Origin of the sequence: Streptomyces sp. NBC_00005, from assembly GCF_045160215.1 — a bacterium.
Classification (GTDB): Bacteria; Actinomycetota; Actinomycetes; order Streptomycetales; family Streptomycetaceae; genus Streptomyces.
On sequence record NZ_CP108316.1, the window covers coordinates 966,317 to 993,022 of the forward strand.

Annotated in this window: 29 protein-coding genes; 12 read left to right on the plus strand and 17 right to left on the minus strand. The window is 70.8% G+C overall.

The features are described 5' to 3' along the window. The first annotated feature begins 130 nt into the window (after window positions 1-130). Window positions 131-979 carry a chitosanase gene (locus OG303_RS04845; RefSeq protein ID WP_405865071.1) on the plus strand — a complete coding sequence of 283 codons (849 nt, stop codon included), beginning with the start codon at window positions 131-133 and terminating at the stop codon, window positions 977-979. Window positions 980-1,049: 70 nt separating this feature from the next. Here the strand turns inward: OG303_RS04845 and OG303_RS04850 are convergent, their stop codons facing one another. Beyond that, window positions 1,050-1,982 carry a CU044_5270 family protein gene (locus tag OG303_RS04850; protein WP_405865073.1) on the minus strand — a complete coding sequence of 311 codons (933 nt, stop codon included), beginning with the start codon at window positions 1,980-1,982 and terminating at the stop codon, window positions 1,050-1,052. Further along, on the minus strand, window positions 1,975-2,619 hold the full coding sequence (locus OG303_RS04855) for an RNA polymerase sigma factor (RefSeq protein WP_405865075.1): 645 nt from the start codon (window positions 2,617-2,619) through the stop codon (window positions 1,975-1,977). The genes OG303_RS04850 and OG303_RS04855 overlap by 8 nt, the downstream gene beginning before the upstream one ends. Before the next feature lie 204 nt (window positions 2,620-2,823). Between OG303_RS04855 and OG303_RS04860 the strand changes: the two genes are divergently transcribed. After that, window positions 2,824-4,188 carry an FAD-dependent oxidoreductase gene (locus OG303_RS04860; protein ID WP_405865077.1) on the plus strand — a complete coding sequence of 455 codons (1,365 nt, stop codon included), beginning with the start codon at window positions 2,824-2,826 and terminating at the stop codon, window positions 4,186-4,188. A 57-nt stretch (window positions 4,189-4,245) separates the two neighbouring features. Here OG303_RS04860 and OG303_RS04865 read toward each other — a convergent pair whose 3' ends face one another. After that, entirely contained in the window at window positions 4,246-5,226 is a 981-nt protein-coding gene (locus OG303_RS04865) for a D-cysteine desulfhydrase family protein (protein ID WP_405865079.1), read from the minus strand. A gap of 47 nt (window positions 5,227-5,273) precedes the next feature. Next, window positions 5,274-5,837, minus strand: coding sequence for a CGNR zinc finger domain-containing protein (locus tag OG303_RS04870; protein ID WP_405865081.1), 564 nt, complete (start codon window positions 5,835-5,837; stop codon window positions 5,274-5,276). 132 nt (window positions 5,838-5,969) lie between these two features. On the opposite strand from OG303_RS04870, the gene OG303_RS04875 reads away from it, so the two are divergent. Next, window positions 5,970-7,142: an FAD-dependent oxidoreductase gene (locus OG303_RS04875; protein WP_405865083.1), complete on the plus strand. Its 1,173-nt coding sequence runs from the start codon at window positions 5,970-5,972 to the stop codon at window positions 7,140-7,142. A 213-nt stretch (window positions 7,143-7,355) separates the two neighbouring features. Beyond that, entirely contained in the window at window positions 7,356-7,850 is a 495-nt protein-coding gene (locus OG303_RS04880; protein WP_405865085.1) for a lamin tail domain-containing protein, read from the plus strand. Here the strand turns inward: OG303_RS04880 and OG303_RS04885 are convergent. The 3 genes from OG303_RS04885 to OG303_RS04895 form a co-directional block, all read right to left on the minus strand. After that, complete coding sequence (locus OG303_RS04885) at window positions 7,834-8,109, minus strand: hypothetical protein (RefSeq protein WP_405865087.1); 276 nt, start codon at window positions 8,107-8,109, stop codon at window positions 7,834-7,836. The two genes, OG303_RS04880 and OG303_RS04885, sit on opposite strands and share 17 nt — an antisense overlap. A 105-nt stretch (window positions 8,110-8,214) precedes the next feature. Continuing rightward, a complete protein-coding gene (locus OG303_RS04890; RefSeq protein ID WP_405865089.1) occupies window positions 8,215-9,216 on the minus strand; it encodes a hypothetical protein in 1,002 nt (333 codons plus the stop codon). Further along, window positions 9,213-9,593 carry a PadR family transcriptional regulator gene (locus OG303_RS04895; RefSeq protein ID WP_405877081.1) on the minus strand — a complete coding sequence of 127 codons (381 nt, stop codon included), beginning with the start codon at window positions 9,591-9,593 and terminating at the stop codon, window positions 9,213-9,215. Before OG303_RS04895 ends, OG303_RS04890 begins: the two co-directional genes overlap by 4 nt. A 362-nt stretch (window positions 9,594-9,955) precedes the next feature. Here OG303_RS04895 and OG303_RS04900 point away from each other — a divergent pair, with 362 nt between their 5' ends. Beyond that, window positions 9,956-11,149, plus strand: a complete 1,194-nt coding sequence (locus OG303_RS04900; protein WP_405865091.1) for a hypothetical protein — start codon at window positions 9,956-9,958, stop codon at window positions 11,147-11,149. Between the two features lie 422 nt (window positions 11,150-11,571). Here OG303_RS04900 and OG303_RS04905 read toward each other — a convergent pair whose 3' ends face one another. After that, window positions 11,572-12,600: a hypothetical protein gene (locus OG303_RS04905; protein ID WP_405865093.1), complete on the minus strand. Its 1,029-nt coding sequence runs from the start codon at window positions 12,598-12,600 to the stop codon at window positions 11,572-11,574. A gap of 265 nt (window positions 12,601-12,865) precedes the next feature. Between OG303_RS04905 and OG303_RS04910 the strand changes: the two genes are divergently transcribed. From OG303_RS04910 to tgmB, 3 genes are all read left to right on the plus strand, one after another. Continuing rightward, on the plus strand, window positions 12,866-13,156 hold the full coding sequence (locus OG303_RS04910) for a YkvA family protein (RefSeq protein WP_405865095.1): 291 nt from the start codon (window positions 12,866-12,868) through the stop codon (window positions 13,154-13,156). Between the two features lie 132 nt (window positions 13,157-13,288). Next, complete coding sequence (gene tgmA, locus OG303_RS04915) at window positions 13,289-13,480, plus strand: putative ATP-grasp-modified RiPP (RefSeq protein WP_405865097.1); 192 nt, start codon at window positions 13,289-13,291, stop codon at window positions 13,478-13,480. 17 nt (window positions 13,481-13,497) lie between these two features. After that, complete coding sequence (gene tgmB / locus OG303_RS04920; protein WP_405865099.1) at window positions 13,498-14,490, plus strand: ATP-grasp ribosomal peptide maturase; 993 nt, start codon at window positions 13,498-13,500, stop codon at window positions 14,488-14,490. 9 nt (window positions 14,491-14,499) lie between these two features. Here the strand turns inward: tgmB and OG303_RS04925 are convergent, their stop codons facing one another. After that, complete coding sequence (locus OG303_RS04925) at window positions 14,500-14,715, minus strand: hypothetical protein (RefSeq protein ID WP_405877083.1); 216 nt, start codon at window positions 14,713-14,715, stop codon at window positions 14,500-14,502. A gap of 146 nt (window positions 14,716-14,861) precedes the next feature. Next, on the minus strand, window positions 14,862-15,317 hold the full coding sequence (locus OG303_RS04930; RefSeq protein WP_405865101.1) for a DUF2269 family protein: 456 nt from the start codon (window positions 15,315-15,317) through the stop codon (window positions 14,862-14,864). Between the two features lie 176 nt (window positions 15,318-15,493). On the opposite strand from OG303_RS04930, the gene OG303_RS04935 reads away from it, so the two are divergent. After that, complete coding sequence (locus OG303_RS04935; RefSeq protein WP_405865103.1) at window positions 15,494-16,462, plus strand: GlxA family transcriptional regulator; 969 nt, start codon at window positions 15,494-15,496, stop codon at window positions 16,460-16,462. Between the two features lie 48 nt (window positions 16,463-16,510). Here OG303_RS04935 and OG303_RS04940 read toward each other — a convergent pair whose 3' ends face one another. Further along, on the minus strand, window positions 16,511-16,750 hold the full coding sequence (locus tag OG303_RS04940) for a DUF5133 domain-containing protein (protein WP_405865105.1): 240 nt from the start codon (window positions 16,748-16,750) through the stop codon (window positions 16,511-16,513). Window positions 16,751-16,919: 169 nt separating this feature from the next. On the opposite strand from OG303_RS04940, the gene OG303_RS04945 reads away from it, so the two are divergent. Next, entirely contained in the window at window positions 16,920-17,255 is a 336-nt protein-coding gene (locus OG303_RS04945; RefSeq protein ID WP_405865107.1) for a hypothetical protein, read from the plus strand. A gap of 27 nt (window positions 17,256-17,282) precedes the next feature. Here OG303_RS04945 and OG303_RS04950 read toward each other — a convergent pair whose 3' ends face one another. Together OG303_RS04950 and OG303_RS04955 are read right to left on the minus strand one after the other, a co-directional pair. Further along, on the minus strand, window positions 17,283-19,052 hold the full coding sequence (locus OG303_RS04950) for an ABC transporter ATP-binding protein (protein ID WP_405865109.1): 1,770 nt from the start codon (window positions 19,050-19,052) through the stop codon (window positions 17,283-17,285). Window positions 19,053-19,096: 44 nt separating this feature from the next. Beyond that, window positions 19,097-19,954 (minus strand): aldo/keto reductase, encoded by an 858-nt coding sequence (locus OG303_RS04955; RefSeq protein WP_405865111.1) that lies wholly within the window; start codon window positions 19,952-19,954, stop codon window positions 19,097-19,099. Between the two features lie 271 nt (window positions 19,955-20,225). Here OG303_RS04955 and OG303_RS04960 point away from each other — a divergent pair, with 271 nt between their 5' ends. After that, on the plus strand, window positions 20,226-21,116 hold the full coding sequence (locus OG303_RS04960; RefSeq protein ID WP_405865113.1) for a Gfo/Idh/MocA family protein: 891 nt from the start codon (window positions 20,226-20,228) through the stop codon (window positions 21,114-21,116). Between the two features lie 7 nt (window positions 21,117-21,123). Here OG303_RS04960 and OG303_RS04965 read toward each other — a convergent pair whose 3' ends face one another. The 3 genes from OG303_RS04965 to OG303_RS04975 all read right to left on the minus strand — a co-directional run bounded on the left by OG303_RS04965 (window position 21,124) and on the right by OG303_RS04975 (window position 23,048). Further along, on the minus strand, window positions 21,124-21,750 hold the full coding sequence (locus OG303_RS04965) for an AAA family ATPase (RefSeq protein ID WP_405865115.1): 627 nt from the start codon (window positions 21,748-21,750) through the stop codon (window positions 21,124-21,126). A 10-nt stretch (window positions 21,751-21,760) separates the two neighbouring features. Next, complete coding sequence (locus OG303_RS04970; protein WP_405877085.1) at window positions 21,761-22,084, minus strand: hypothetical protein; 324 nt, start codon at window positions 22,082-22,084, stop codon at window positions 21,761-21,763. A gap of 67 nt (window positions 22,085-22,151) precedes the next feature. After that, entirely contained in the window at window positions 22,152-23,048 is an 897-nt protein-coding gene (locus OG303_RS04975; RefSeq protein WP_405865116.1) for a GNAT family N-acetyltransferase, read from the minus strand. Between the two features lie 240 nt (window positions 23,049-23,288). Here OG303_RS04975 and OG303_RS04980 point away from each other — a divergent pair, with 240 nt between their 5' ends. Further along, on the plus strand, window positions 23,289-24,398 hold the full coding sequence (locus OG303_RS04980) for a PP2C family protein-serine/threonine phosphatase (protein ID WP_405865118.1): 1,110 nt from the start codon (window positions 23,289-23,291) through the stop codon (window positions 24,396-24,398). Here OG303_RS04980 and OG303_RS04985 read toward each other — a convergent pair. Then, a complete protein-coding gene (locus OG303_RS04985; protein WP_405865120.1) occupies window positions 24,370-26,631 on the minus strand; it encodes an MMPL family transporter in 2,262 nt (753 codons plus the stop codon). The genes OG303_RS04980 and OG303_RS04985 overlap by 29 nt on opposite strands. Window positions 26,632-26,706: the final 75 nt, after the last annotated feature.

Consider the following 26,706-nt stretch of genomic DNA (forward strand, 5'->3'; position numbering starts at 1 on the left):
ACCTTCTTCGTACGTCCCTACGAACTTCTTCCGCGCCCGGTGTGCTCCGTCGGCGTCCTCTGATAGGAAACCTTCCTATCAGTGTCACGCACGGCCAACTCCCCACCCCCCACCACGACTTGGAGCCCCCGTGAGGCACCCCTCCAGCGATTCCGCACGCCCCGCCCACACCTCGCGCCGCACGGTCCTGACCCTGCTCGGCGCATCCCTGGTCGCAGCACCCCTGCTGCGGCCCTCGCACGCGTCGGCCTCCCCCGCCTCCGCGAGCTGCGTGGGCCTCGACGACCCGGCGAAGAAGGAGATCGCCATGAAGCTGGTGTCGAGCGCGGAGAACTCCTCGCTCGACTGGAAGGCGCAGTACAAGTACATCGAGGACATCGGCGACGGCCGCGGCTACACCGCCGGAATCATCGGCTTCTGCTCCGGCACCGGCGACATGCTCGACCTCGTCCAGCTCTACGCCGACCGCAAGCCCGGCAACGTACTCGCCAAGTACCTCCCGGCGCTGCGCGCGGTGAACGGCACCGACTCACACGACGGGCTGGACCCGAACTTCCCCAAGGACTGGCGCAAGGCGGCCCAGGACTCCGCGTTCCAGCAGGCGCAGAACGACGAGCGCGACCGCGTGTACTTCAACCCGGCCGTGACACAGGGCAAGACCGACGGGCTGGGCACACTGGGCCAGTTCACCTACTACGACGCCATCGTCATGCACGGCGACGGCGACGACCCGACCAGCTTCCGCAACATACGCAAGCGCGCCCTGAACAAGGCGAAGCCGCCGGCGCAGGGCGGCGACGAGGTGACGTATCTCAACGCCTTCCTCGACGCCCGGGTGTGGGCGATGAAGCAGGAGGAGGCCCACAGCGACACCACCCGGGTCGACACGGAACAGCGGGTGTTCCTGCACAACGGCAACCTGTGCCTGAACACGCCGCTCAACTGGAAGGTGTACGGGGACAGTTACCACATCGGCTGACCGGATCCCCGGGCTGCCGTACCGCCCCGCGCGGCACGGCAGCCCAGGGGCGGCCCGACGGCCCGGAGCCCTAGGGGAGTTGGCCGATGCGGTCCACGACGCCCTTCTCTTCCAGGCTTCGCGTCTCGTGATACCAGCCGACCTGCTGCCACTCACCGTCGATCTTCTTCGCACTGCTCCCCTTCAGCCGCAGGCCCAAGTAGGCATACGTCTTGGGATCGAAGACGAAGGTGAAGGTGCTCTTCGGGTACGAGACGGCGATACCGCGACGGCCGAGACCGTCCACCTCGTGATAGTCGAGCCTGATGTCCGGAATCTTCGCGACGGCCTCGAAGGTGGCGGCCTCCAGTCCCGGCGGCATGACCCTGGGCCCCATCATCAGCATGCAGGCGTTCATGAACGCCATGTCGTCGGCATCCGGGGTGCTCTTCTGTTCCATCCTCAACCACTTGAGAAGCTTGTCCGGGTCCGTCGGCCACTTCGCGAGCTTGGCGTACTCGGTCGGTGGCCACATCACCTCGTGCTTGCCGAGCGGGGGATCGTTGTGGATCTTGCCGTACTCCTCACGCCTGGAGCGTTTGGAGCCGTCCACGGACAGCCAGCTCTCGTCCGTCCAGGTCTTGACCTTCCCACCCTTCACATACGTCCGGACGATGTAGATCTTGCTGTACAGGTACTGGTCGTTGCGCGGAATCGGCATCCCGGCACCGTCGGCCCGGGACCTGTCCGCGGCCTTGTGCAGCAGCTGCGCCGCGCTCAGGGCGGTCATCCGCGGGGTGCTCGCGCCCCCGTCGCGCCGTGCGGCGACGACGATGCCTCCCGCGACCGCCGCCGTGGCCGTCCCGGCGACCGCGACCCTGAGCATCAACCGCCGGGACAGCGCGCCGGGTTGGCGTTCCCGGACGATGGCGCGCTGCAGGCGGACGCGGGCGGCGGAGCGGGCGTCGTCGGTGAGCGGGGGCACGTCGGCCTCCAGCTCTCGTACCGCGGTGAGGTCATCCACGATCGGTCTCCTCGGTCTCCTCGTGAAGGGCTGTGGGATCCGAACCACCCAGTGCTCCGCGCAACTTGGTCCGCGCCCGGTGCAGCCGTGAGCGCACGGTTCCCACCGGCACGCCCAGGGCCTCGGCGGCCTCCGCGTAGTCGAGATCGCCCCAGGCGATCAGCAGCAGCACGTCCCGATGGCGGGCGGGCAACCCCGCGAGGGCGCCCGCCAGTTGGGCACGGGAGTTCTCGGCGCTCACCCTGGCGGCCACCCGGTCCGCGAGGGGCTCGCCCTCGGCCGGGGAGGCGCCGGCGACTCGCGCGAGGGCCTTGAGCCGGCGGGCCTCCGCGCGCCGGTGCTGGCCGACGAGGTTGGTGACGATCCCGTACAGCCACGGGCGCGCCTGCGGCCGGGTCAGGTCGTAGCGGCGTCGCTGCTGGAAGGCGACCACGAAGGTCTCGGCCATCAGGTCGTCGGCGACCTCGGCACCCAGCCGCCTGGCCGCGTACCGGTGGATGTCGTCGGCATAGCGGTCGAAGAGGACCGCGAAGGCGTCGGGGTCGTCCCAGGACCGCTCGATGACCGACGCGTCGGAGTCGGCCTCGTCACACGGACCGGGGGCCGGGTGGGCTCCGACGCTCGGCAGGGCGGTCACCGGTCGCCTTTCAGGTTCATGGGTTTCCTTCGAGGTCGCGGGCATGGTCGACTGCTGTTGGCCGATGCCCGCGTTCGAGTTCCCGTTCCCAGCTCATAAATTTGACTTATGAGTCCATAGATCGGACCCGCGTACCGACTTAGGCTTGCCTTAGTTTAGGCTTCCCGTTCGAGTCGCCTGTCCTCGCTCGAAGGGAACCTGATCATGCCGCGCCCCCTGCGGGTAGCCATCGTCGGAGCCGGCCCCGCCGGGATCTACGCCGCCGACGCCCTGCTCAAGTCCGGGGTGGCCGCCGAGCCCGGCGTGTCCATCGACCTCTTCGAGCGGATGCCCGCGCCGTTCGGCCTGATCCGTTACGGCGTCGCCCCCGACCACCCGCGCATCAAGGGCATCATCACGGCCCTGCACCAGGTGCTCGACAAGCCGCAGATCCGTCTCTTCGGCAACGTCGACTACCCGACCGACATCAGCCTGGACGACCTGCGCGCGTTCTACGACGCCGTGGTCTTCTCCACGGGTGCGACCGCCGACCGGGCGCTGTCCATACCGGGCATCGAGCTCGACGGCTCCTACGGCGCGGCCGACTTCGTGTCCTGGTACGACGGCCACCCGGACGTGCCGCGCACCTGGCCGCTGGAAGCGGAGAAGGTCGCCGTGCTCGGCGTCGGCAACGTCGCCCTGGACGTGGCCCGCATCCTCGCCAAGACGGGAGACGAGCTGCTGCCGACGGAGATCCCGCCGAACGTCCACGAGGGTCTGAAGGCGAACAAGGCGCTGGAGGTCCACGTGTTCGGCCGCCGTGGCCCGGCGCAGGCGAAGTTCTCCCCGATGGAACTGCGGGAGCTGGACCACTCCCCCAACATCGAGGTCATCGTCGACCCCGAGGACATCGACTACGACGAGGGCTCGATCGAGACCCGGCGCGGCAACAAGCAGGCCGACATGGTCGCCAAGACCCTGGAGAACTGGGCGATCCGCGACGTCGGCAACCGGCCGCACAAGCTGTTCCTGCACTTCTTCGAGTCGCCGTCCGAGATCCTCGGCGAGGACGGCAAGGTCGTCGGTCTGCGCACCGAGCGCACCGCTCTGGACGGCACCGGCAACGTCAAGGGCACCGGCGAGTTCAAGGACTGGGACGTCACCGCGATCTACCGCGCGGTCGGCTACCTGTCCGACAAACTCCCCAAGCTGCCCTGGGACCTCGACTCGGGCACGGTCCCGGACGAGGGCGGCCGGGTCATCCAGGAGTCCGGCGAGCACCTGCAGTCGACGTACGTCACCGGCTGGATCCGGCGCGGTCCGGTGGGCCTCATCGGCCACACCAAGGGCGATGCCAACGAGACGGTGTCCAACCTGCTGGACGACCACGCGAACGGCCGTCTGTCCACTCCCGCCTCGCCGGAGCCGGAGGCCGTGGACGCGTTCCTCGCCGAGCGGAACGTCCGCTTCACCACCTGGGAGGGCTGGTACAGGCTGGACGCGGCGGAGAAGGCGCTGGGCGAGCCGCAGGGCCGCGCGCGCGTGAAGATCGTCGAGCGTGAGGACATGCTCGGGGCGAGCGGCGCCTGACGTGGATCGATGCCGGTCGTGCCACGCAGCCTCAGCCGCGTGGCACGACCGGCATGGTCATGCGGGCTTGTAGGACGGCAACGCGCTGACGGAGCGGCGCACCGTCTCGGCATGGCCGAACAGTCCCGGAAGGCCGCCGGTGTGCAGAAACACCGTGCGTCGGCCGGGGCGGATGTCGCCCTCGCGGACGGCGGCGACGAGCCCGGCCATGGCACGCCCGGTGTAGACGGGGTCCAGGACGATCCCTTCGGTCGTCGCAGCCGTCCTCATCGCTTCCAGGACGGGTTCGTACAGGAGGCCGTATCCCGCTCCGACCTGGTCGGTACGCACCCGCAGGGAGCCCGGGTCGATCGTGCGGTGGGTGAGCGCGCCCGCGAGACCGGCCACGGTGGCGGCCGGTTCCGGCACCGCGCCGACATGGATGCCCAGCACCCGCTGCTCGCCGAGGGCGCCAACCAGGCCGGCCATGGTGCCGCCGGAGCCGAGAGCGACCACCACGTGTTCCACGTCCGGCAGTTGGGTCCGCAGCTCGTCACCGCATTCGGCGTACCCGCGCGCTCCGAGCGGGCTCGATCCTCCGAAGGGGATCAGGAAGGGGCGTGCTCCGTCGCGACGCAACTGCACGCAGACGTCTTCTGCGACGACGCCCAGGGTGCTCGGATCGCCGTCTCCCGCCCAGTGGACCCGAGCCGCGAAGAGGCTGTCCAGAACGAGGTTGCCGGAGCCGTTCGCCGCGCTGTCGGGTGTGCCGGGGAAGACGAGCACCACGTCCAGGCCGAGGCGTGCACCGGCGGCCGCGGTGAGCCGTGCGTGGTTGCTCTGCGCGGCGCCGGTGGTGACCAGTGTGTCCGCGCCGGCCGCGAGGGCGGCGCCGACGGTCCACTCCAGCTTGCGGACCTTGTTGCCACCGCCCCCGAGGCCGATGAGGTCGTCCCGCTTGATCCACAGGTCGCCTTCGTGCAGGCCCAGTGCCGCGGCGAGGCGGGGCACGGGCTCCAGCGGTGTGGGCCAGGTCGACAGGGGGATCTTGTCCGTCATGACACCTCAAGACCGGTCGGAGTTACCGTTTCGACTGGTGACCGTAGTCAGTGGGAGGCGGACCCCTCCGCCTGCTTCCTGCGCGCACGGTAGGCGGCCGCCTTGAGCCGGTTGCCGCAGGACTCCATGCCGCACCACTGCCGGCGCATGCCGCGCGAGCGGTCGATGTAGAGGCGGGTGCACTCGGGGTTGCCGCACTCCTTCATCAGCGGCACGTCGGGCCCGCTCAGCAGCTCGACGGCGTGCCGCGCCACCGTGGACAGCGCCTGCTGCGGTGTCGCGTCGGACCATCGCCCCGTCGGGGTGAGCTGGGGGGTCACGGGAGGCTTGCGGGCCGCGTTGTTCATCACCGCGAGCGCGGTCTTGTCGTAGGCGTCCCCGGCCACGCGCGCGGTGACCAGCTCGTAGACCGCCTCCCGGACGGCGATGGCCTCCTCGACCTCCGATTCCCCGCTGGGCGTGACCGCGTCGACGATGCCGGACTCCAGGTACCAGGCGTCCAGCCGGTCCGGCGCGGCGAACATCTCGAACCGCACCGACCGGCGTGCGCGAAGCGTCGCGGCGAAGTCGAGGGCGGGATTTCCACACACGAAGACATGATCCAGGTTCACATCACCATTTTGACAGGTGACGTGCAGGTCCGGCAAGAATCGTCACCCGCCACGGAACCCGTGCCGCCGCTCAGGCGTTTCCTCCTGTGTACGGACATCGTGGGGGCCGTACCGATCCGAGCGGGGTGGGGCGTGGCACGAGTACTTGTCATCGGTGGCGGAATCGCCGGCACGGCGACGGCTCTGGCCCTGCGCAAAGCGGGTTTCGACGTCAGCGTGTACGAGGCGCATCCCGACTCGGCCGAGGACCTCGGCGCGTTCCTCACCCTCGCGAGCAACGGCATGCGGGCGCTCGCCCAGATCGACGCCTCCCCCGCGGTCACGGCGCTCGGCTTTCCGCTGACCTCGATGCGCGTCCTGGACGACACGGGCGCAGAGCTGGCACAGGTACCCCTCGGCGAGGCCGCCGACCCGCTCCTCCAGTACCGCTGCCTGCGCCGCGGCGACCTCAACGCCGCCCTGCAGGCGGAGGCCGCACACCGGGGCATCGTCATCCGCCACGGCGCCCGACTCGCCTCCGTCCAGGAGGGCACCGACAGCGTCACCGCACACTTCACCGACGGCAGCACCGCCACCGGCGACCTGCTGCTGGGCGCCGACGGCCTGAGTTCCACGGTCCGGCAACTGACCGCCCCCGACACCCAGCCGCTCTACGCCGGCCAGCGCGTCTTCTACGGCTACACGGACGCCGCACCCCGGCCGGAACCCCACACGGGCATCACCATGGTGCGCGGCAGCACGGCCGCCTTCGGCTATGCCGTATCGCCCGACGGGGAGACGTACTGGTTCGCGCGCGTGGCCGGCGATCCCCTGCCGGCCGACGAGATCGAGCACGGCTCACCCGCCGGGTGGCGCGAACTGCTGGTGCCGTTGCTGCGCAAGGACGCCACGCCCGCCGCGGACATCGTCGCGGCCACCGGCGACGACGTCATGGTCACCAACTCCACCGAGATTCCCACCGGGACACCCTGGCGCTCCGGACGGACCCTGCTCATCGGCGATGCGGCCCACGCCGCCTCCCCCGCGACCGGGCAGGGCGCGTCGATGGCGCTGGAGGACGCCGTCGTGCTCGCGAAGTGCCTGCGCGACGCGCCGGACACCGAGGCCGCGCTCTCCCTCTACGAGGAGCTGCGCCGCCCACGCGTGGAGCACAACATCACCGTCAGCGGCAACATCTCCCGCGGCACCCCCTCGCCGCCCGCCAACAGGGGCACGGCCGCGCCCCGGCCCGGGGACGACGAGCTCGCCCGGCTTCTCGAGTGGGACGGCGACGTCTGGACCGAACGGACGGATCAGCAGGGGTAGTCGGCCGCCGGCGAGCTCTCAGCGGTCAACCGGGAAGCCGGCCCCGCGCGAGGCCGGCCCGCGGGGCCCTCACACGCCCTGGACCAGCGGCGACGCCACCCATGGCGGCAACTGCGGGCACGGCGCGGCCATTTCGGCGAATTCGCCCCCCAAATCGCCCTGGTTGTATACGCTCCAGATCCTTCACGGAAAATCCACACAGGGGGGATTTACATGCGTATACGCGTCATCGCCGCCACCGCCACCGCCGCGGGCACACTCGCCGTGCTGGCCGCCGTCCCGGCCCATGCCACCGAGTACTCGTCGGCGCTGAAGATCAAGGGCGTCCAGTACGACGCGCCCGGCAGAGACTCCAACAGCTGCACCACCGGGAACACGAAGAACGAGTACCTGACGATCAAGAACTACTCGTCCGGCACGACCGTGAACCTCAAGGGTTACGTGGTCAAGGACAAGACCGGCAACAAGTTCACCTTCACCAAGAACCACTACCTCCAGCCCGGCGACTACGTGAAGCTCCGTGGCGGCCGCGGCACGGACTCCGACGCCAACAACGTCGTCTACCGCAACAACTGCAACTTCATCTGGAACAACGACAAGGACACGATCTACCTGTACAAGCCGTCCGGCGCCCACGCGGACACACACGCATACACCAAGAGCGCCAACGACAAGGACGGCAACGGGTACATCACGTACCACGGGTGACGGCAGCGGCGCGGGGGAGCAGGACGCGCCCGATGCCGCGCTCGCGCGCCTCGACCGGCACGAACTCCGGGTCGTCGAGCCGCCCTTGGAGGGCGGAAGGGCCCTCGTCGGTCAGGGTCAGCACCCGGCGGTTGCGCCCGCTCTCCTGCCGCACCTGGGACAGCAGGCCGACTTGGAGGAGGCGGTCGCACCGCGCGTACACCTGCGCGTGCGGCACCGACCAGAACGGGGCCACCGTGCGGGCCGCCTCCACCTTCACGTCGTACGGACTCGCCTCGCCCAGTTGTCGATGATGCCGAGCACGAGGTACGAGGACGTGGTCAGCCGGGCGTCAGACATGGGGCGGCCGTATCGCCCGGGGGTGTCAGCGCGCGGCGAGGTCGCGCCTGGCCACGACGGCCAGCACCACGGTCAGCAGCGTGAGCGCGGCCGCCTGTCCGAGAGCGCCGCCGATGAACGAGGCGGGGACGGGAACGCCGAGCCACGGATACAGCGCGGCGACCCGCACCGCCAGGAGCAACAGGCCGAGCGCGGCCAGGGCGACGGCGCCGCAGGCCGCGCTCTGGTCCGTACGGCGATCTCGCATCAGTAGCCAGCCGAGCGCTCCGACGACGAAGCAGGTGGCCGGCGCCCAGACCGCGTCGGGCATGGCGGGCAGCACGACGACAGACGCACCCATGACCACGCTGCAGGCGGCGAAGACGAGGCCGGGTGAGCCGACCGGCAGCGTCGCCTCGGGGGCGTCACGGTGGTAGGCGGCGCACAGGGCGAGCGCCGGCAACCACGCGAAGAGCGCGGTGGCGGTCGCGAACCACGGTTCCGGCGGGACCAGTTCACTCACGAGCGGACCGACGAACGGCCACAGCGTGGGCAGCGCGGCGAGCAGCACGGACGCCCGGGCGAGGCGCCGGCGGTCGCGCAGGAGGGCGAAGAAACCGACCGTCCACAGCAGCGGAAGCGTCCACTCGGCGATCTCGACGCCGCCGATCAGCGGCCCGTGGCCGGTGAATCCCGACAGGAACATGTCCCAGTCGCTCGCTCCGTGGGTCGACGCCCAGGTCAGGCCCAGGACCCGGTCGACGACCGCGGCGGCCGCCTGCAGGAGCACCGCGAACAGGGCGAAGTGGCGGACGGCCGACCCGAGCAGGGCGTACGGCCGTGGCGCGCCCGTGGCGGCCAACCTGCTGCGCAGGGCGAGGGCGGCGACGCTCGCCACCTCGCCCAGCCTGGGCCTGCTCTGGTCCTGGGTGTCCCGGTCGACGTCCCACAGGTACACCTCGACCATCTCCTCCTCCCGGGCCCGCCGGTAGTAGGCGGGGAGCAGGCGCAGCACGGTGCGGTAGCGCGTCTCGAGCAACGTCGTCATGCCATGCCTCCTGCGAGTCCGGGACCTGCGGACGGGTTGGTGACCGGGTTCGCGGCCGCTCCGGGAGCCTTGCGTCCCTCGGCGATCCGCTCCTTGGCGGCGCTGGCGCCTGCCGCCATGCGCTCCGCCTCCGCGTCGAGGGCCTGCATTCCGTCGTCGGTGAGGCGGTAGTAGCGCCGCAGCCGGCCCTCGTGCACCTCCTCGCGGTCCAGGACGATCAGCTCGTCCGTGGTGAGCCTGTCCAGCACGCCGTACAAGGTGCCGACGCGCAACTGCACGGCGCCGTCGGACAGTTCCTCGACCTCCCGCAGAATCCCGTAGCCGTGCCGGGGTTGGTCGGCCAGGGCGGTGAGGACGAAGAACGCCGCCTGAGTCATGTTCTTCGATGCCATGCGCCCATGATATCTCGTCTGCCGATATATAGCGCGTTGCCGAGTCACGTGGCGTGGCGTGATGTGCCCGGAATCCCGCTCGCAGCGGTCCGGGGCGGAAGACGACCGGCCGACGAAGCGGGGCACGAACAGGACCCGCCCCAAAGCGGATGGTGGGCGGGCCCTGTTCGCGGGCGCCATTGTGGCGGGCCCGGCGTGCGGGCGGACACGCGTGAACTGCCTGTCCTCGGGTGGATTGCGCGCACCCCGAGTGCGCCGGGCACTTCCCGTGTGACCCCCGGGTGATCCGGGCCGACCCGCGGCGACGATACTGGTGTACGCACGTGCCCCCGCCTTCAGATGGACTCATGCGCACTTCCCCCGCCGTCCACCCGACCCCTACTCCCACGCTGTGGCTGGCCCGCGGCCGCCACACCGGGCCCGATGCCGAAGACGTCGTACGCCGCACCCTGCGACGACTCAAGGCGGACGGGACCATCGACGACCATCTCGAGGTGACTGACGCCGAGGCCGCATCGAGCGCCACGGAGTTCGCCTTCGAGGCGCGCTGGACGGTCGCCACGTCGGTGACCGTACGGGCCCGGCTGACGCTCGCACGCAACGCGGAGCACGGCCGAGAGTGGGTGCTGGCGGCGGAGGCGGAACGCCCGTGGGACCGGCAGTGGCCGTCTCCCGCCACCATGTTCTGGCCCGACGAGCCGGCCGCCGGCTGGGACCACGAGCCCGTCACGGGGCTGCGTTTCCTGGAGGTCAACCACCTCCCGACGGACGACAAGGACATCCGGCGCCTGCTCAGGAACTCCGTGCGCGGCGGCTGGAACCTCAACCTCGTGGTGCACGAGGCGATGACGCCCGACGAGCACGGCCGTCTGCCGCTCGGCCCGCTGCTGCCGCCGAGCCTGCGCCATCGCGTGGTGGAGCACCGCGCCGCGCCGGACCAGCTGCGCATCGTGAACCGGGCTCTGCGTGAGTTCGGTGTGCAGGTCCCGCGCGGCGGTGCCGTCCTGCTTCCCACGACGCCGGCGCCGGACGGCTTCGACGCGGACGACTTCTCCGTACGCACCGTCTTCCTCGACGGCTCACGGCCGGCGGAACTCGTCGACGCCCTGGCCCGCTTCGCCGCGCTGCCGCATCCGCTGCCGGACGGCGCCGAGGAGGTCGTCACCGCGCTGCGGGACGACTGGCAGCTGATGACCCTCGAAGAGGAACTCGCCCGCGAACGCGGGCTCGTGGCCATGTACGCCGAGGCGCTCGAGGCCATGACGAAGTCCCGGGACCTGTACCGCGAGGCCGCCGAGCGCGCCCACGAGGCGCTCGCCGTCTTCCGCGAGAACGGCACCGAGGCCCCTGCCCGGCCGCACCTGCCCGCCGCGCCCGAGCGCGCCCCGCTCCACTCGCAACAGAGCTCCCCGTTCCAGCAGCTGACACGAAGGCTGGAGCGGCTCAAGGACAGCGCCAAGGCGCTACGGCCCACGTCCGCTCCGGACAACGGCCGGGAGGCGGACGGCACAGGCGACCGATCGGACTCGTCCGGCGGCTAGTGCCGCGACAGGCAATGTTCGCCCCGTCGCGACGCCTGGCACGCTCCCCCTCTGCCTTAAGGGCGTGGGAGGTGCCCCCACTCGCCGCACCGGGCGAAAGCCCAAGTACGTCCGGTCCATCGACGGGGTCTTCCGCCCGGCACGCCGATAGCACGCACCAGACGCCGCTCCTTCTCGGGCAAACACTGCCTGCCACGGCACTGGTGACCCGCGGTCAGAAGGTGGGGGACGCCACGCCCGACGACCTCACCGGGTCCGGTCCGGCGTCGCACGCCGGCCTGGCGGAACGGTGGCAGCAATCAGCAAGGCCGGCCACGACGCCACCGGCGGCCGCTTCCGCGAGCCGCCGCTGACGCCGGGCCGGCTGCCTGCTGCCCGGACTGGAGTCCGGCAACCGCCTTACGACGGTGCGGTCCGCCAAGTCACTCCGAGCGGCTCGCCGTGGCGAGGGGGCGTGGCGCCGCACTCACGGTCGGCGGATGCGAGGCGACGCTCAGAACCAGGGCCGTCAGAGCCGCCAGGGCCGCACCTACGGCTGTCAGGCCCGCGACCCAGCTCGGCGCGAGCGTGAGGTCGAGTGCCCGGGACAGCCACTCCGAGTGGAACCTGCCCTGGTACAGCTGGGCTGCGGCAAGGACCGCCGGCACCACGACCGCGACCGCGAGGGTGGGTGGGGTCGGCCGCAGCGTCACCAGTACCGCCAGCATCGCGCACAGGGCCGACACCGAGACGCCGGTGACGTAGAGGGCGAGGGGCTCGCCGTCCTCGTACAACGGGAACCACAGCATCGCGCACAGGAAGAGTGCTCCTGCCACGAGCAGACCCGGCCACGACAGGCGCTCGGCGGGGCGGTCCGGCGTGTGGACGAGCCGGTGCGGCATGGCGCCGAAATCGTGCGAGGGCGGAGCCAGGGGAACGGGCGGCGGGAAGGCACCCGGGCCCCACTCCGTCTCGCCGTGCGGCTGCCCCGAGGAATCCACTTCCGGCAGGGCGGCGAGGGCGTCACGTTCCTCGCTCAGCCGCCCGATGAGTTCCACGAGGTCCTCGACGGGCCGCGCCAGGGCGGCCGCTCGTGCCGCCTCCTCGCCGAAGTGGCTCTCCATCGACGTCCGGTGCAGGAGCGCCATCAGCCGCGTCACTTCCTCCACCGGGCGGTTCTCGGCGGCCGCGCGGATTGCTTCGTCCGCGCTGGCGGCGTCGCGCGGTGGGCGGGTCAGCAGAGTGACCAGACGGGTGACGTCCTCCACGGAGCGGTCGGTGCCGACCGCGCGCAGTGCGTCGACGGTGGCCTGGGCGTACTGCGGGGACTCCTCAAGCATGGTGATCAGGCTGGCGACTTCCTCCAGGGGCCGGTCGGCGACCGCGGCATGCACCAGGGCGCTGACCGGGTCGTCGTGCGCGGCGGTTATGGAGGGCTCGTTGGATTGGGGTGATGAAGAGCGGATGCTCATGCTCTCCTCCATGGCAGAGATGAAACGGTTCGCCAGCTTTCGCGTCCTTCGACACGATGTCCGGCGCGGTATGACGCGGTTCACGACGTTACGGTGCAGTGCCATTACTAGGTGCTGCTGCCACCCGGTGCCACTCGGGTGAGCCACGGGGATGAGCCCGCGCCCTGCCGCACTCCTCACGGGCGACCCGGGTACGTACGAACGCCGGATGAGGGAATCCGAAGAGAAGGGCGCGCCGTTCGGCACGCCGGACGGAGGAGAACGCGTGAAACCGACCACAACGGTGATCGTCGTCGTCGTTGCCCTCGCGGCACTCGCCCTCGCTGTGGCCATCACCCTGTTCGTGCGCCTGGTGCGGGCGCGGCGCGATCTCAGGCGCGCCGGGCTGCCGACCGGCCCACGCTGGGTCTTCTGGGGCGCCGTCCTGTACTTCCTGCTGCCGGCCGACCTGCTGCCCGACCCCGTCTATCTGGACGACATCGGCGTCCTTCTCCTCGCTCTGCGCACGATGCGCGGCCCTCTTAACGGGCCGAACCATCATGAATCTTCTCTTTGATTACGCAGAGTAAGGAAACCAATCACCCGTTCGAATCGTATAAGTGACTGGAAGGGCAAGGCAGTCGGCCCACCAGGCGGCGCCCCAGGGCGAGGAGCGCTTGGTCGGCGCAGCACTGACGAGGGAGACACGATGCAACCGTTCGCGCTCAACTACGCACGTCCGGCGGTGGAGTTGGAGTCCACGACTCCGTACGTCTACGACTCCGGGCTGCAGTTGAACGTGCTCGTGGACGGCCGGGTCGCCGCCGGTGACCTCGCCCTGCTCAGAGAGTTGGGGACCACGACGTCCACCGCGGGCTCCAAGACACACTTCGACGACTGAACGCGGAAGCGTCGACTATGACCGTGCTGATCCTGACCTCTGAAGAGGACGTGACGGCCGACATGGTGGTCGTACACCTGAACGCGTCCGGGGTCCCGGTGGTCCGGCTCGACCCCGCCGACCTCCCCGGCGGTGTCGCGCTGTCCGGCGAGTTCGTGCACGGCGCCTTCCGCGGCCACCTCCAGTCGGCGGGCCGTCTGGTGAGCATCGCCGGGCTGCGGTCGGTCTGGGTGCGCAGGCCGGGAGACGCGGGGACGCGGGCGGCCGAACCGTCCGCGTGGCTGACCGAGGAGTCCTCCCAGGCGCTCTACGGGCTGCTCCGCGGCTCGGACGCCCGCTGGATGAACCACCCCGACTCCGCCCGCCGTGCCCGGCACAAGCCCTGGCAGCTCCGGCTCGCCCAGCGCTGTGGACTGCCCGTCCCGGCCACGCTGATCACGACGTTCCCGCAGGCGGCCCGCGAGTTCGCCGACCGCTATCCGGATCTGGTGGTCAAGCCGGTGTCCGGGGCGCACCCGCAGGATCCTCCCCGGGCGGTGCCGACCAGCCGGGTCGCGCCGGACACGGACTTCTCCGCCGTCGCGTTCGGGCCCACGCTGCTGCAGCGGCGCGTCGGGAAGCGGGCCGACATCCGCCTGACCGCGGTGGGCGAACGGCTGCTGGCGGCCCGCAAGGCGACCCCCGACGACGCGGATCCCGAGGACCCCGGCTCGGTGGACGTACGCTTCGCCTCGCCGGACATACCGTGGCGCGCGACCGACGTTCCGCCGCGCATCGCCGAGGCCGTCCGCTCGTATCTTCGCGATGCCGAACTGGCTTACGGCGCCTTCGACTTCGCCGAGGACGCCGATGGGATGTGGTGGTTCCTGGAGTGCAACCAGTCCGGGCAGTTCGGCTTCGTCGAGGTGGAGACGGGTCTGCCGATCGCCCGGAGCGTCGCGAAGTGGCTCGCCGATCCCGGCCCGGAGCCACATACACGCGTCAACGGATCAAACACCACGGTGTGTTGAAGGCGGAGGTCAGTGGGGCAGCGTGCCGGGCAGGAGCGCGGTGCGCTGCCACCCCGCGCCCGCGGAGGCCGGGCGCTCGGGGGACGGTACGGAGCCGAAGGACTGCAGCGGTCGCATGACGTACTCCAGTTCCCGGATCACGCGCTCCGCCTCCCGGCGAGCCTGAGTGGGGACGTCGCCGCGCTCGGCGACGAGTCGGTCGTAGATCGGGGAATCCTGGAACACCAACGCGCCTTTCGTGTGGTGGCCCATGCGCATGGGCACAGCTGTCGAGTGTATGCGCCCCGACAGACCGGAGGGTGAATTCCCCAGGAGCGCTTGACGTCGGCACAGCGGTGTGAATGGCCTGAACGCGCGGGCATTCCCTGCGGTCAGGCCCCTGTGGTCGAGCCCGGCCGCACGATCATCAGGACCGTGACGGTGGCCCACAACAGGTTGAAAATGCCCGTGAACATGGCGAGTTGGACGGTACTCGCCCGTTCGACGGGCTGCTGCGCCTCAAGTCGGCCGAGCAGTTCCTCCTGGCGGGGCAGGACGAAGGCGATCAGGAGGCCGGCGGCCACGGCGGTCAGGGTGATGGACGCGATCAGCCATCCGCTGCCCAGGACGCCCATGGCGGCCGCGGTGGCGAACCCGAAGGCGGGGACCGCGAGGCCGATGCCCGAGTAGACCCGGCAGATGCGGTGCAGCAGCCGGATCGTGCCCACCGCCGCCGCGTCGGAGTCGGCACGTCGCAGCGTCGGCGGCACCATGCTCGCGGCGACCGTGACGGGGCCGACGGCCACGATGGCGGCCAGGACGTGGAGGATGAGCAGGACCTTCGTCATCGGGAGCCTTTCCGGGGTGCGATCAGCCGTGCGCGGCTCAGGCTAGGGATCTTCGAGGTGATCGCACAGAGGCGGAAATGACAGATGGCAACGGATTCTCGCCAGCCGGTCCGTCAGTCACTTCCGGCTCTGCTCCAGGTCATCGGCATGGCGGGAATCCGCCTATCGTGGGGTTCATGCACTCGGTGGCGATCCTGGTTCTCGATCATGTGGTGCCGTTCGACATGGCGGCCCCGATGGAGGTGTTCGGCCGCACACGGCTGCCCGACGGGCGCCGCCCGTACCGGGTGCGGCTGTGTGCCGAATCGCCGGCCGTTCGCGCAGACGGTTTCGAGCTGCGGGTCACCCATGGACTCGAGGCGCTGGCGGACGCCGACACCATCGTCGTGCCGGGCTGCTCGGAGCACACCGAAGGGCCCTCCCCTCGCGCCTTGTCGGCTCTGCGGGAGGCGGCCGGGGCCGGCACCCGGATCGCCTCGGTGTGCGCGGGCGCCTTCGTACTGGCCGAGGCCGGACTGCTGGACGGCCTGCGCGCCACGACGCACTGGGTGGTCGCCGACGAACTGGCGCGCCGCTATCCGGCCGTCAAGGTGGAGCCCGACGTGCTGTACGTCGACAACGGACAGATCCTCACCTCGGCCGGCGCCGCCGCCGCGCTGGACATGTGCCTGCACATGATCCGCGGCGACCTGGGGTCGGCCGTCGCGGCGGATGCGGCCCGGCTCTCGGTGATGCCTCTCGAACGGGAGGGCGGGCAGGCCCAGTTCATCGTGCACGAGCAGCCGCCGGTGCCGCGCGGCTCGACCCTCGAACCGGTCCTGGAGTGGATCGAGGACAACCTGGCCGGCGAGATCACCCTGGGCACGCTGGCGGGACGCTCGGGGATGAGCGAGCGCACCTTCAGCCGCCGGTTCCGCGAACAGACGGGGACGACGCCGCTGCAGTGGCTGCTGCGGGCACGTGTCCGGCGGGCCCAGTACCTGCTGGAGAACAGCGACCGTCCGATCGAACGGATCGCGCAGCAGGCGGGGTTCGGGTCACCGACGGCGTTCCGTGAGCGGTTCCGCCGGGTGGTCGGCACCACTCCGCAGGCGTACCGCGCCGCGTTCCACGGAAAGACACACGTCCCGGCGGCACACCCCTGAGTGCCTCCTGGGCCTGTGCCTGCGCCAGTGCCTGAATCCGTCGCCGTGTCAGACGGCCAGCGACAGACCGCCGTCCTCGCTCGCCGTCCTTCGTGAGGCGATCAGCAGGGCATCGGCCTTCGCGATTGCGTCCTCGACGCTCGTGGCTCCCATCGTGGCGCACAGCATGCGGCTGACATCCACCAACTCCCGTGCCGCCTGTGGCTTCTCACGCTCGGCCTGCGCGATGCGCAGCGACGCGTATCTGGTGAGCAACGTTCTGACGACCTTCGGGTCCGGAACGAGCACGAAGCGCCCCTCTCTTTTGTTTCGCCTCGTATTCCCGGGCAGGGCCGGACCATTCGCATCTTCCGCGCCCCGGGCCTCAATTGACGCAAAACCGCCGCTCGACCCGATTCCCTGCGCGCCGCGAGGCGTTGAACAGAGGGTAACCCTCCCAGCACGAACGGTGAAGCCCATGAACCGCTCCGGCCGCCTTCTCTGCGCCCTCTACATCACCACCAGCGGCGGACTCGCCTGGACCACGGTCCTCGAATTCCACTACGGCCCCCGGTGGGCCGCCTTCCTGTTCGCCGCGGCCAGTCTGGTCCCGGTCATCGCCGTCGTCCGCGAGACCCTGATCGGCGAACTGCGCAGCCCCGCGGCCGGACCGCGCCGTCCCGCGCGGCCGGCCGCCGACGAGATCGTCCACGGCGAGCTGTACGCCGCGTGCTGCGAACGCTGGTGGACGAGCCTCGGCAGCGACCACGACGCGACCTGCCCGCACCGGATGCGACGCAGCAGCGCCGCCTGATGAGCGGGCGGCCGCGGACGGGACCCGTCAGGCGACCTGTCCGCCGTGCAGTTCCGTGTACGCACCGCCGCCGCGCAGGAGTTCCTCGTGCGTCCCGGTCTCCAGGATGCCGCCGTCGCCCATCACCACGATCCGGTCGGCGCCCCGCACGGTGGACAGCCGGTGCGCCACGACGAACGTGGTCCGCCCGCGCAGCAGCCGCGTCAGCGCCTGCTGGACCAGGGCCTCCGAGCGGGTGTCCAGGGCCGAGGTCGCCTCGTCCAGGATGAGGACCTTGGGGTCCCGGATCAGGGCCCGGGCGATGGCGAGGCGTTGGCGCTGTCCGCCGGACAGCCGGGCTCCGCGGTCGCCGACCACGGTGTCGACGCCCTGCGGCAGCCGATCCACGAACTCCAGCGCGTTGGCGTCGCGCAGCGCCGCGCGCACCGTCTCCTCGTCGGCCTCGTCCATGCCGTAGGCGACGTTCTCGCGGATCGTGCCGTCGAAGAGAATCGACTCCTGCGGCACCACCGAGACGAAGCGCCGGTACGTGCGCAGGTCGAGGGTGTTCATGTCGGTGCCGTCGAGCAGCAGTCGGCCCGAGGTCGGGCGGATGAAGCCGATGACGAGGTTGAGGACCGTGGACTTGCCCGCGCCGGACGCGCCGACCAGGGCGACGGTCTCGCCCGGGGTGACGGAGAGCGTGAAGTCGCCTACGGCGGGCCGACCGCCGTCCTCGTACGCGTGGCCGACGTTCTGGAAGGTGACGGCGCCGCGCAGCGAGGTGAGCTCGGACTTGCCCTCGTTGTCCTCGAGTTCGGGCGCCTGCAGCACCTCGCCGACCGAACGGACCGACTCCAGGCCCTTGGTGATGACCGGGGCCAGACCGGCCAGCGTGGTCGTCGAGTTGGTGAGGGTGCTCAGGAACGCGCTGAGCATGACGACGTCGCCGGCGGTGACGCCCCAGACGCCGTAGTACGAGACCAGCGCGGCGCCGGCGAGGACGAGCACGCCGACCACGTTGAGGACGACCCAGGCCAGTGATCCGAACCGGCCGTTGACGAGGTCGAGGCGCATGCCGGAGGTCAGCAGCCGGCTCAGGGTGCCGTCCATGCGGCGCAGTGCCTTGCCCTCCAGGCCGTGGGCGCGGGTGACCGGGATGAGGCGGGTCATCTCCGTCACGCGGGACGACAGGGTCTCGACCTCGTGGCGGAAGTGCTCGTTGTGGGTGCGCAGCCGGGCCCGCAGGCGGGCGACGACGAGTGCGGCGGCGGGCACGACGACCAGGAAGACGGGCACGAACTCCGGTGTGCGTACGGCGATGATGACCAGTCCGCCGAGGAGCACGGTGATCGCGCCGAGCCCGGTCTCGGCGGTCTGCTGCACCATCTGCTCGACCGTCTCCACGTCGCGGACCACCTTGGCCTGCAGGACGCCGGCGCTGACGCGCGAGTGGTAGCCGATGGACAGCTGCTGCATGCGGGTGCACAGCGAGGAGCGCAGGGTGGTGCCCATGCGGCGCACGCTGCCGTACAGGAGGCGCACGTAGAGCAGGTGCAGGGGGTAGTTGACCAGCAGGATGAGCAGGATGATCCCGGTGCTCAGCCAGAGCCTGGCGATCGGCTGGTGCTGGACGACGGTGTCGATGATGGTCGCGGTGATCAGTGGCAGCAGCCAGACCGGGCTGTGCTTGACGGTGAACACGCCGACCGCCGCGATCAGGTGGCGGCGGTCGGCGCGGAACAGGTAGCCGAGGGTGCGGATCGGGTGTTCGTCGCGGTAGCGGTGGTCGAGGGGTCTTTCCGACGATGACGCCATCGGCGGGGGTCCTCCGTAGTGACCGTAGGTGACCGTGTGCCGTGTCAGACAGCGTCGAGCTGCGCGAGTTCCTCGGAGGTGAGGTCGAGGTCGACCGCGGCGAGGGAGTCGAGAATCGTCTCCGGGCGGCTGGCGCCCGGGATGGGCACCACGACCGGCGACTTGGCGAGCATCCACGCCAGGCACACGCGCTGCGGGCTCACCCCGTGGGCCTCGGCGATCCGCGCGAACGGCGCGTAGGCGGAGCCCAGTTCACGGGCCCGGGAGATGCCGCCGAGCGGGCTCCAGGGCAGGAAGGCGATGCCGAGTTCGTCGCACAGCACGAGCTCCGCCTCGCTGGAGCGGAACGCCGGGGAGAACTGGTTCTGCACGGAGACCAGCCGGCCGCCGAGGATCTCGTTGGCCTGCCTGATCCGGTCGGGGTTCGCGTTGGAGATGCCCGCCATACGGATCTTGCCCTCGTCCAGGAGGTCCCGGATCGCGCCGACGGACTCGGCGTACGGCACCTTCGGGTCGGGGCGGTGGAACTGGTAGAGCCCGATGGCCTCCACGCCGAGCCGGCGCAGGGACGCCTCGCAGGCCTCCTTGAGGTAGCGGGGGCTGCCGTCGAGGGTCCAGCTGCCGTCCCCGGGGCGCAGATGACCGCCCTTGGTGGCGACCAGGACGTCCCCGCCGCGGTCGTGGGAGGCGAGGGCCTTGGCGATCAGGGTCTCGTTGTGGCCGACCTCGTGGGCGTCCCGGTGGTAGGCGTCCGCGGTGTCGATCAGCGTCACACCGGCGTCGAGGGCGGCGTGGATCGTGGCGAGGGAGCGCGCCTCGTCCGGTCGTCCCTCGATCGACATGGGCATACCGCCCAGCCCGATCGCGCTGACTTCGACGTCCCCGATGCGGCGGATCTGCATGTGGTCGTGACCTCTTTCGGCTGTCGCGCGGGACCGAATGCCGTTCGGCCCGCCGGACATGGAGAGCGGCGAAGCCGAAACGCCTTCCAGCCTGACCCGCGCTCGGGCCGCAGGTCCAATAGAGGAAAGAGAACGCATTCAGCAGCCGGGCCACTGAATCGGGGAGCGCGGTGCGCTGCCGCCGACCGGGTTGCGCGGTCGGCAGGTGGGTGTGCGACGCTCACTGGCGATCAGCCGCCACGACGGGCGGCGCAGTGGAGAGGCGGCGGCAATGCGCATTGGACTGCTGGGAACCGGCCCCTGGGCGGGAATGGCCCACGCCCCCGCCCTGAGCGAGCACGCCGGACTGGACTTCGTCGGGGTGTGGGGCCGCCGTTCGGAGGCCGCCAAGGAACTCGCCGACAAGCACGGCACGCGTGCCTACGACGACGTCGACGCGCTGCTCGCCGATGTGGACGCGGTCGCGGTGGCCCTGCCGCCGGCCGTCCAGGCGGACCTCGCCATACGCGCGGCGAGGGCGGGGTGTCATCTGCTGCTGGACAAGCCGCTGGCGACGACGGTCGAGCAGGGGCGGGCCGTGGTCGATGCGGTGCGGGAGGCCGGTGTCGCCTCGGTCGTCTTCTTCACCAGCCGCTTCGTCACCGAGACGGAGGCGTGGATCACCGAACAGGCAAGCGCCGGGGGCTGGTTCACGGGGCGGGCGGAGTGGCTCGGAGCGCTGTTCGGCAGTGACAGCGACAGCCCGTTCGCCGACTCGCCGTGGCGGCAGGAGAAGGGCGCGCTGTGGGACGTGGGGCCGCATGCGCTGTCGGTGCTGCTGCCGGTCCTCGGGGACGCCCGGCGGGTGGCGGCCGCGGCGTCCGGCCCCGGCGACACCGTCCATCTGATCCTCGACCATGTCAGTGGCGCGTCGAGCACGCTAACCCTCACCCTGTCGGCGCCGTCCGCGGCGGCGGGGGCCACCGCCGAGCTGCGGGGCGAGTCGGGAGTGGCGCTGCTTCCGGCGAGCTCCGAGGGAGCGGTCACCGCCCTGGGGCACGCCGCCGACGCGCTGCTCGCGGCCGCCCGCACCGGGGAGCCGCACCCCTGCGACGCTGCCTTCGGACTGCGGGTCACGGAGATACTCGTCGAGGCCGAGACGCTGTTGGACGCGGCCGGCTGACGCGGCGTCACGGTCCGGCCGCCCCGCTCTGTCTCACCACGGCGGCGAGCACCGCGTCCACCAGCACGCCGACGCTCCGGTCGGCACCCGCATCGATGCGGTCCAGACCCAGCTCGTCGAGGGCCTCGACCATGAGGCCCTGAAAGCGCTCCGAACGGGCGAGGAACCGGTCCATCAGGGCCTGTTCCTCGCCCGTCGCCTGCTCGTAGTGGCCGGCGGCATGCACTCGGGCGCGCAGTACAGCCGCGTCGGCCGTCAACCACACGGCGGCCGTGCGGGCGACGTCCAGCCCGGCAAGGCGGACCGGCCAGAGCGCCGAGCCTTCGAGGACGAGACCGGTGTCGGCACCGCCTTCGGCTGCGTGGGTCGCGATCAGGTCGTGGATGCGGGGCCACAACCGCTCGTAGTGGCCGAGAACGGACGTGATCAGTTCGTCCACGGTGAGCGTCGCGTAGTGCTCGGCGACATGGGCGGGCACCTCCCGCTCCGGTGTCCTCCAGGGCCGCCCGGGGTGGCGGGCCAGCCCGTCGGTCGACAGGCAGGCGAACCCGAGCTTCTCCGCCACCAGTTGGGCGACCGTCGACTTTCCCACGTTCGACGTCCCGCCGATCAGCACCACCCGCACATCGCGCACGCCGACGACCCTACTGTTCCTCGAACGGCTCGTCGCTCCAGCGGAACCAGGCCCGGTCGCCCTGAATGTGCAGCAGGAACTCGGGGACCGGGCCCTGTGGCGAGGAGAGGGACACACGCCGTCTGATCTCGTCGTACGCCTCTTCCCACATCGCCCAGTCGTCGTCCCGCTCGGACAGGGCGAGTTCGCGGTCGAACAGTGCCTGCACGGCGGCGTACGCCTCGCCGGGGGTGAAGCGGCCCGACAGCCACGGAAAGTCGGCGTCGTCGATCAGGATCTCCCCGACCGGCTCGACGCCACTGCACACCCGCCAGACCTCGCCCTCGAACCCCACCCGCGCCTCCCCCGCCATGCGTTGATCAGGACGCTGACCAGCATGCCGGCCGGCACTGACAACGGGTCTATTCGCGCCGTACGGGAGTGAAGTTGATGCGTTCCCTTACGACGGGATACCCGGCCTTCGTGAAGTTCGCGGCCATCGGGAAGTTGCCCTGGTCCGTCCCCGCGGAGACGAACTCGGCGCCCCGCTCGACCAGGAAGTGCGTGCACTCCGCCAACAGGTCGTAGGCGTAGCCGTGTCCGCGGTGTTCGGGCAGGACGCCGATGAAACCGACGCACGGGCCCGAGGGGTTGTGCACCGGGATGTGCATGCCCACCGGTTCGCCCTGTGGTGTGTACGCGATCTGCCACCACTCCCGCGGTGACGGGCACCAGCGGAAGAAGTCCAGCTCCTCCTGGGCGGCCCGGTCGAGGCCGCCGTCCTCGACGGCCCTGAGCGAATGCGCGTCGAGCGTGACGGAGTGGATGCGGCGCAGCGCGTCGAAGAACACCGCGTCGTCCGGCTCGGCGCGGAAGACGAGCCGCCCAGGCCGTTCGGGCAGGCCGCACGCCGGTGTCCAGCGGTACAGGAAACGCTCGACGAGGAGTTCGTAGCCGGCCGCTCGCGCGGCGGTGAAGCGGGCCTCGGCGGCGGCGTGCAGGCGCGGGTCCTCGCGCCGGCCGGGGGGCAGGTTCAGTTCGAGTTCGACCTGCCAGGGGGCGGTGCGCAGGAGTTCGGCCCCCGCCTCCTCCTCTCCTTCGGCCACGTCGAACCAGTTGACGTTGAGGGGTTCGGTGTCGTCGGGGCCGCCCCACCAGGCGGCGCGCGCGACGACCTCGCCGTCGCGCAGGGCGACCCGCTTCCAGTCGGGACGGTGGTGGGTCAGCCGGTGCGCCGCGCGGGCGTCCAGCGGGTCCGGCAGGGTGTCGAAGAGATGGGCGTCGCTCTCGTCGAGCGCGCGGATGACCGGATCGGTCATGGATTCCTCCGGGAGACGTCTGGTGAGGAGCGCTCCCGGATCAGGTCGGATCAGACACGCCGGGACAGGCAAGAGGGAGCGCTGGAATGTGTGGACTGCATGGCACTCGCCTCCTTCCGTCGGTCTCGGGGCGTGACGTCACACCCTAGGCGGCCTGTCATGAGCGCGTCCACCGGTTTCCCGGGTCGGACGGCTTCGGTCCGGCGTGCGGGAGGCCCCCCGTCGTAGGAGCGTGGTGGTGTGGGAAAGGTGCCTGATCTGCCACCGCGCCGGGACCACGACCGGCGGGGCTGGCTGCGGGGCGCGCCGCCGCCGCGCTGGGTGCGACTGCTCCCCCTCGGCCTGATCGTGGGCGTGGGTGTGGCCACCCTGACCAGCGACGAACCCCTCGACATCGGTTTCCTGCTGGGCGCCATCCCACCGCTGGCCGTCCTGTCCTACGGGCCCCTGGCCACCGCGGTCCTCGGCGCTCTCGTGATCGCCGTGCTCAACATCCCGGCCTTCCAGCTCGACCGCCCCGGCAACACCGACCTGCTGACCATGTGCTTCGTCTCCGTGCTGAGCGTGTTCGTCTCCTACGTGCGCAGCCACCGCGACGCCCAGCTCGACCTGGAGCGCACGGTCGCCGAGGCCGCGCAGCGCGCCGTCGTCCCGCCGCTGCCCGAACGGGTCGGCCCGGTCCGCTGCGTCGGCCTGTACCGGGCCGCGCAGCGCGGAACGCTGGTGGGCGGCGACTTCTTCGACGTGCGCGAGGGACCGCACGGGGTGCGGGCGGTGATGGGCGACGTCCAGGGGCACGGCCTGGCGGCGGTCGCCACGGTCGCGTCCCTGCTGGGGGCCTTCCGCGAAGCGGCACTGGACCAGCCGGACCTGGAGTCGATCGCCGCCCGGCTCGACCGCAGACTGGTGGTGGACTCGGCATCGTCCCGGTACGCCGAGCTGTTCGCGACCGCCGTACTGCTGGAGTTCTCCCGTGACGCCCGTTCGGTGCGGATGGTGTCCTGCGGGCATCCGGCACCTTTGCTGCTGCGCGACGGGCGGGCCGCCGAGATCGAGCTCGTCGCGTGGACGCCGCTCGGTCTCGGTCTGTCCGACGGCGGCTCGCCCACCGGACTGACGCTGCCGCTGGAGCCCGGCCACAGCCTGTTCCTGGCGTCGGACGGAGTGAGCGAGGCGCGGGACGTCTCCGGCACCTTCTATCCGCTGACCGACCGCCTGGCCACGCTGGCCGACGACGACCCGGCCGTCCTCGCCGACCGGGTCTGGGCGGATCTCGTACGGTACTGCCCCGCCGTCGACGACGACGTCACGATGCTCGTCCTCACGCCCGCGTCACCGGACGCCCGCTGACGTCCTGCTGGGCGCTCTCCTCCTGGTCGCCCTCGGCGTCGATGTGCGGCATGATCCGGTCGAGCCAGTGGGGCGTCCACCAGGCGTGCGACCCCAGGAGCGTCATCACGGCCGGAACCATGAGCAGCCGTACGACGCTCGCATCGATCAGCACGCTCACGGCGAGGCCCAGTCCGAGCATCTTGACCACGATGTTGTCGCTGACGATGAAGGCCGCGAAGACGCTCATCATGATCAGTGCCGCGCAGGTGATGACCCGCGCGGTGATCTCCAGGGCATGGGCGACCGAGGCCTTGGCGTCCCCGGTGCGCAGCCACGCCTCATGGACGCGGGAGAGCAGGAAGATCTCGTAGTCCATGCTCAGGCCGAAGATGATCGCGAACATCATCATCGGCACATAGCTCTCGATGGGCACCTTGCCGGAGACGCCCAGCGCAGGGCCGCCCCAGCCCCATTGGAAAACGGCCACCACGACGCCGTACGAGGCCGCGATCGACAGGACGTTGAGGACGGCCGCCTTGACCGCGACCAGCAGGCCGCGGAAGACCGCGAGGATGATCAGGAAGGCCAGGGCGACCACTACGGCGATGATCAGCGGCAGCCGGCTCGCCACGATGTCACGGAAGTCGACCTGGGCCGCGGTCGTTCCGGTGACGTATCCCTTGGCGGACGTTCCGGAGACCGCGTCGGGGAGGGTGGTGTCGATCAGTCGGTTCGTCAGGTCCGTGGTGACGGCGTCCTGCGGGGCCTGCTGCGAGTAGACCGTGCTGATCAGCACGTCCCCGTCCTGGGTGGGCGTCAGCTGGGTGACCGTGGCGGCGCCGGCCACGGCGTTCAGGGTCTTCTGCGCCTGGTCGGAGAGGGAGGAGCGCTGCGACGAGGACACCGAGGTCTGGTCGATGACGACGGTGAGCGGGCCGTTGGAACCCGGGCCGAACGCGTCGGTCATGCGGTCGTACGCCCGCCGGTCGGTGAAGGAGGTGGGGTCGGCGCCGTCGCCGATGTGGCCCAGCTGGATGGAGAACACCGGGATGGCGAGGACGACGACGGTCGCGACACCGGCGGCCAGGAACTGCCAGGGCCGCCGCTCGACGCGCTGTGCGTAGCGGTGCCAGGTGCCCGTGGGTTCGGTGCCGGGGGCGGCGTTGGTCTCGGCGACCGGACGGCGTACGTGGTAGCGGTCGATGCGTTTGCCGATGAGTCCGAGCAGGGCCGGGACCAGGGTCAGCGCGCCGATGACCGCCGAGACGACCGTCGTGGCGGCGGCCAGCCCGAGTTTGCCGATGAAACTCACTCCGGACGCGTACAGCCCGGCGAGGGCGATGATCACGGTGCAGCCGGAGACCAGCACGGCCCGTCCGCTGGTGGCGGTGGCGTGGCCGGCCGAGTGCACCGGGTCGGCACCGTCCATGAGGTTCTGCCGGTGACGGGTCATCAGGAACAGGGCGTAGTCGATGCCCACGCCGAGGCCGATCATCGTGGCCAGGGTCGGCGAGACGGTGGCGAAGGTGAACGCCGCGGCGAGCAGCCCGAGGCAGGCGAGTCCGCCGATCGCGCTGATCAGCGCGGTGAGCAGGGGGATGCCGGCGGCGATCACGCTGCCGAAGCCGACCAGCAGGACGACGATCGCGACGCCGAAGCCGATCAGCTCGCTCACCCGGTCGTCGGGGGCGGGCCGGGCCAGCTCACCGAGCGGGCCGCCGTACTCGACCTCCGCGCCCGCCGAGCGCAGCGGCTGTACGGCCGTGTCCACGCCGTTGAGGTAGTTGTCGCCCAGGGTCGAGGGCTGGACGTCGAAGCGGACGGTGATGTAGGCCGTCTTCCCGTCGGACGAGATCGGCCCGACCTTGGAGGCGGAGGAGGAGAGCGGGTTCTGGGCCGCCAGAACGTGCGGCAGTTTCTGCAGGTCGCCGATCGTGGTGGACATCTGCGAGCTCAGTCCGGTCAGGGACTTCTGGTCGTCGTGCAGGACGATCTGGCTGCTGTAGCCGCCCGCCGCCGGATCGTGCTTCTTCAGTACGTCCAGGCCCTCCTGGGACTGCACGCCGGGCAGCGAGAAGTTGTCGGAGTATTCCCCGCCGAAGGAACGGTTCAGGGTCTGCAGCGCCACCAGGGCCACCAGCCAGGCCACGATGACGATCACGAAGTGCCGGGCGCACCATGCGCCCAGTCGCCGCAGTACCCCTCCGGTGGCGGCCCCCGTTCCCCCTGCGTTGGTACGGGTCGGTGACATGGCCCTGGCCTTTCCTGCCGGCCCGAGACGCTCGTTCGCCTTTCATTAGACGCCCGCGCGATCACTCCGGCATCT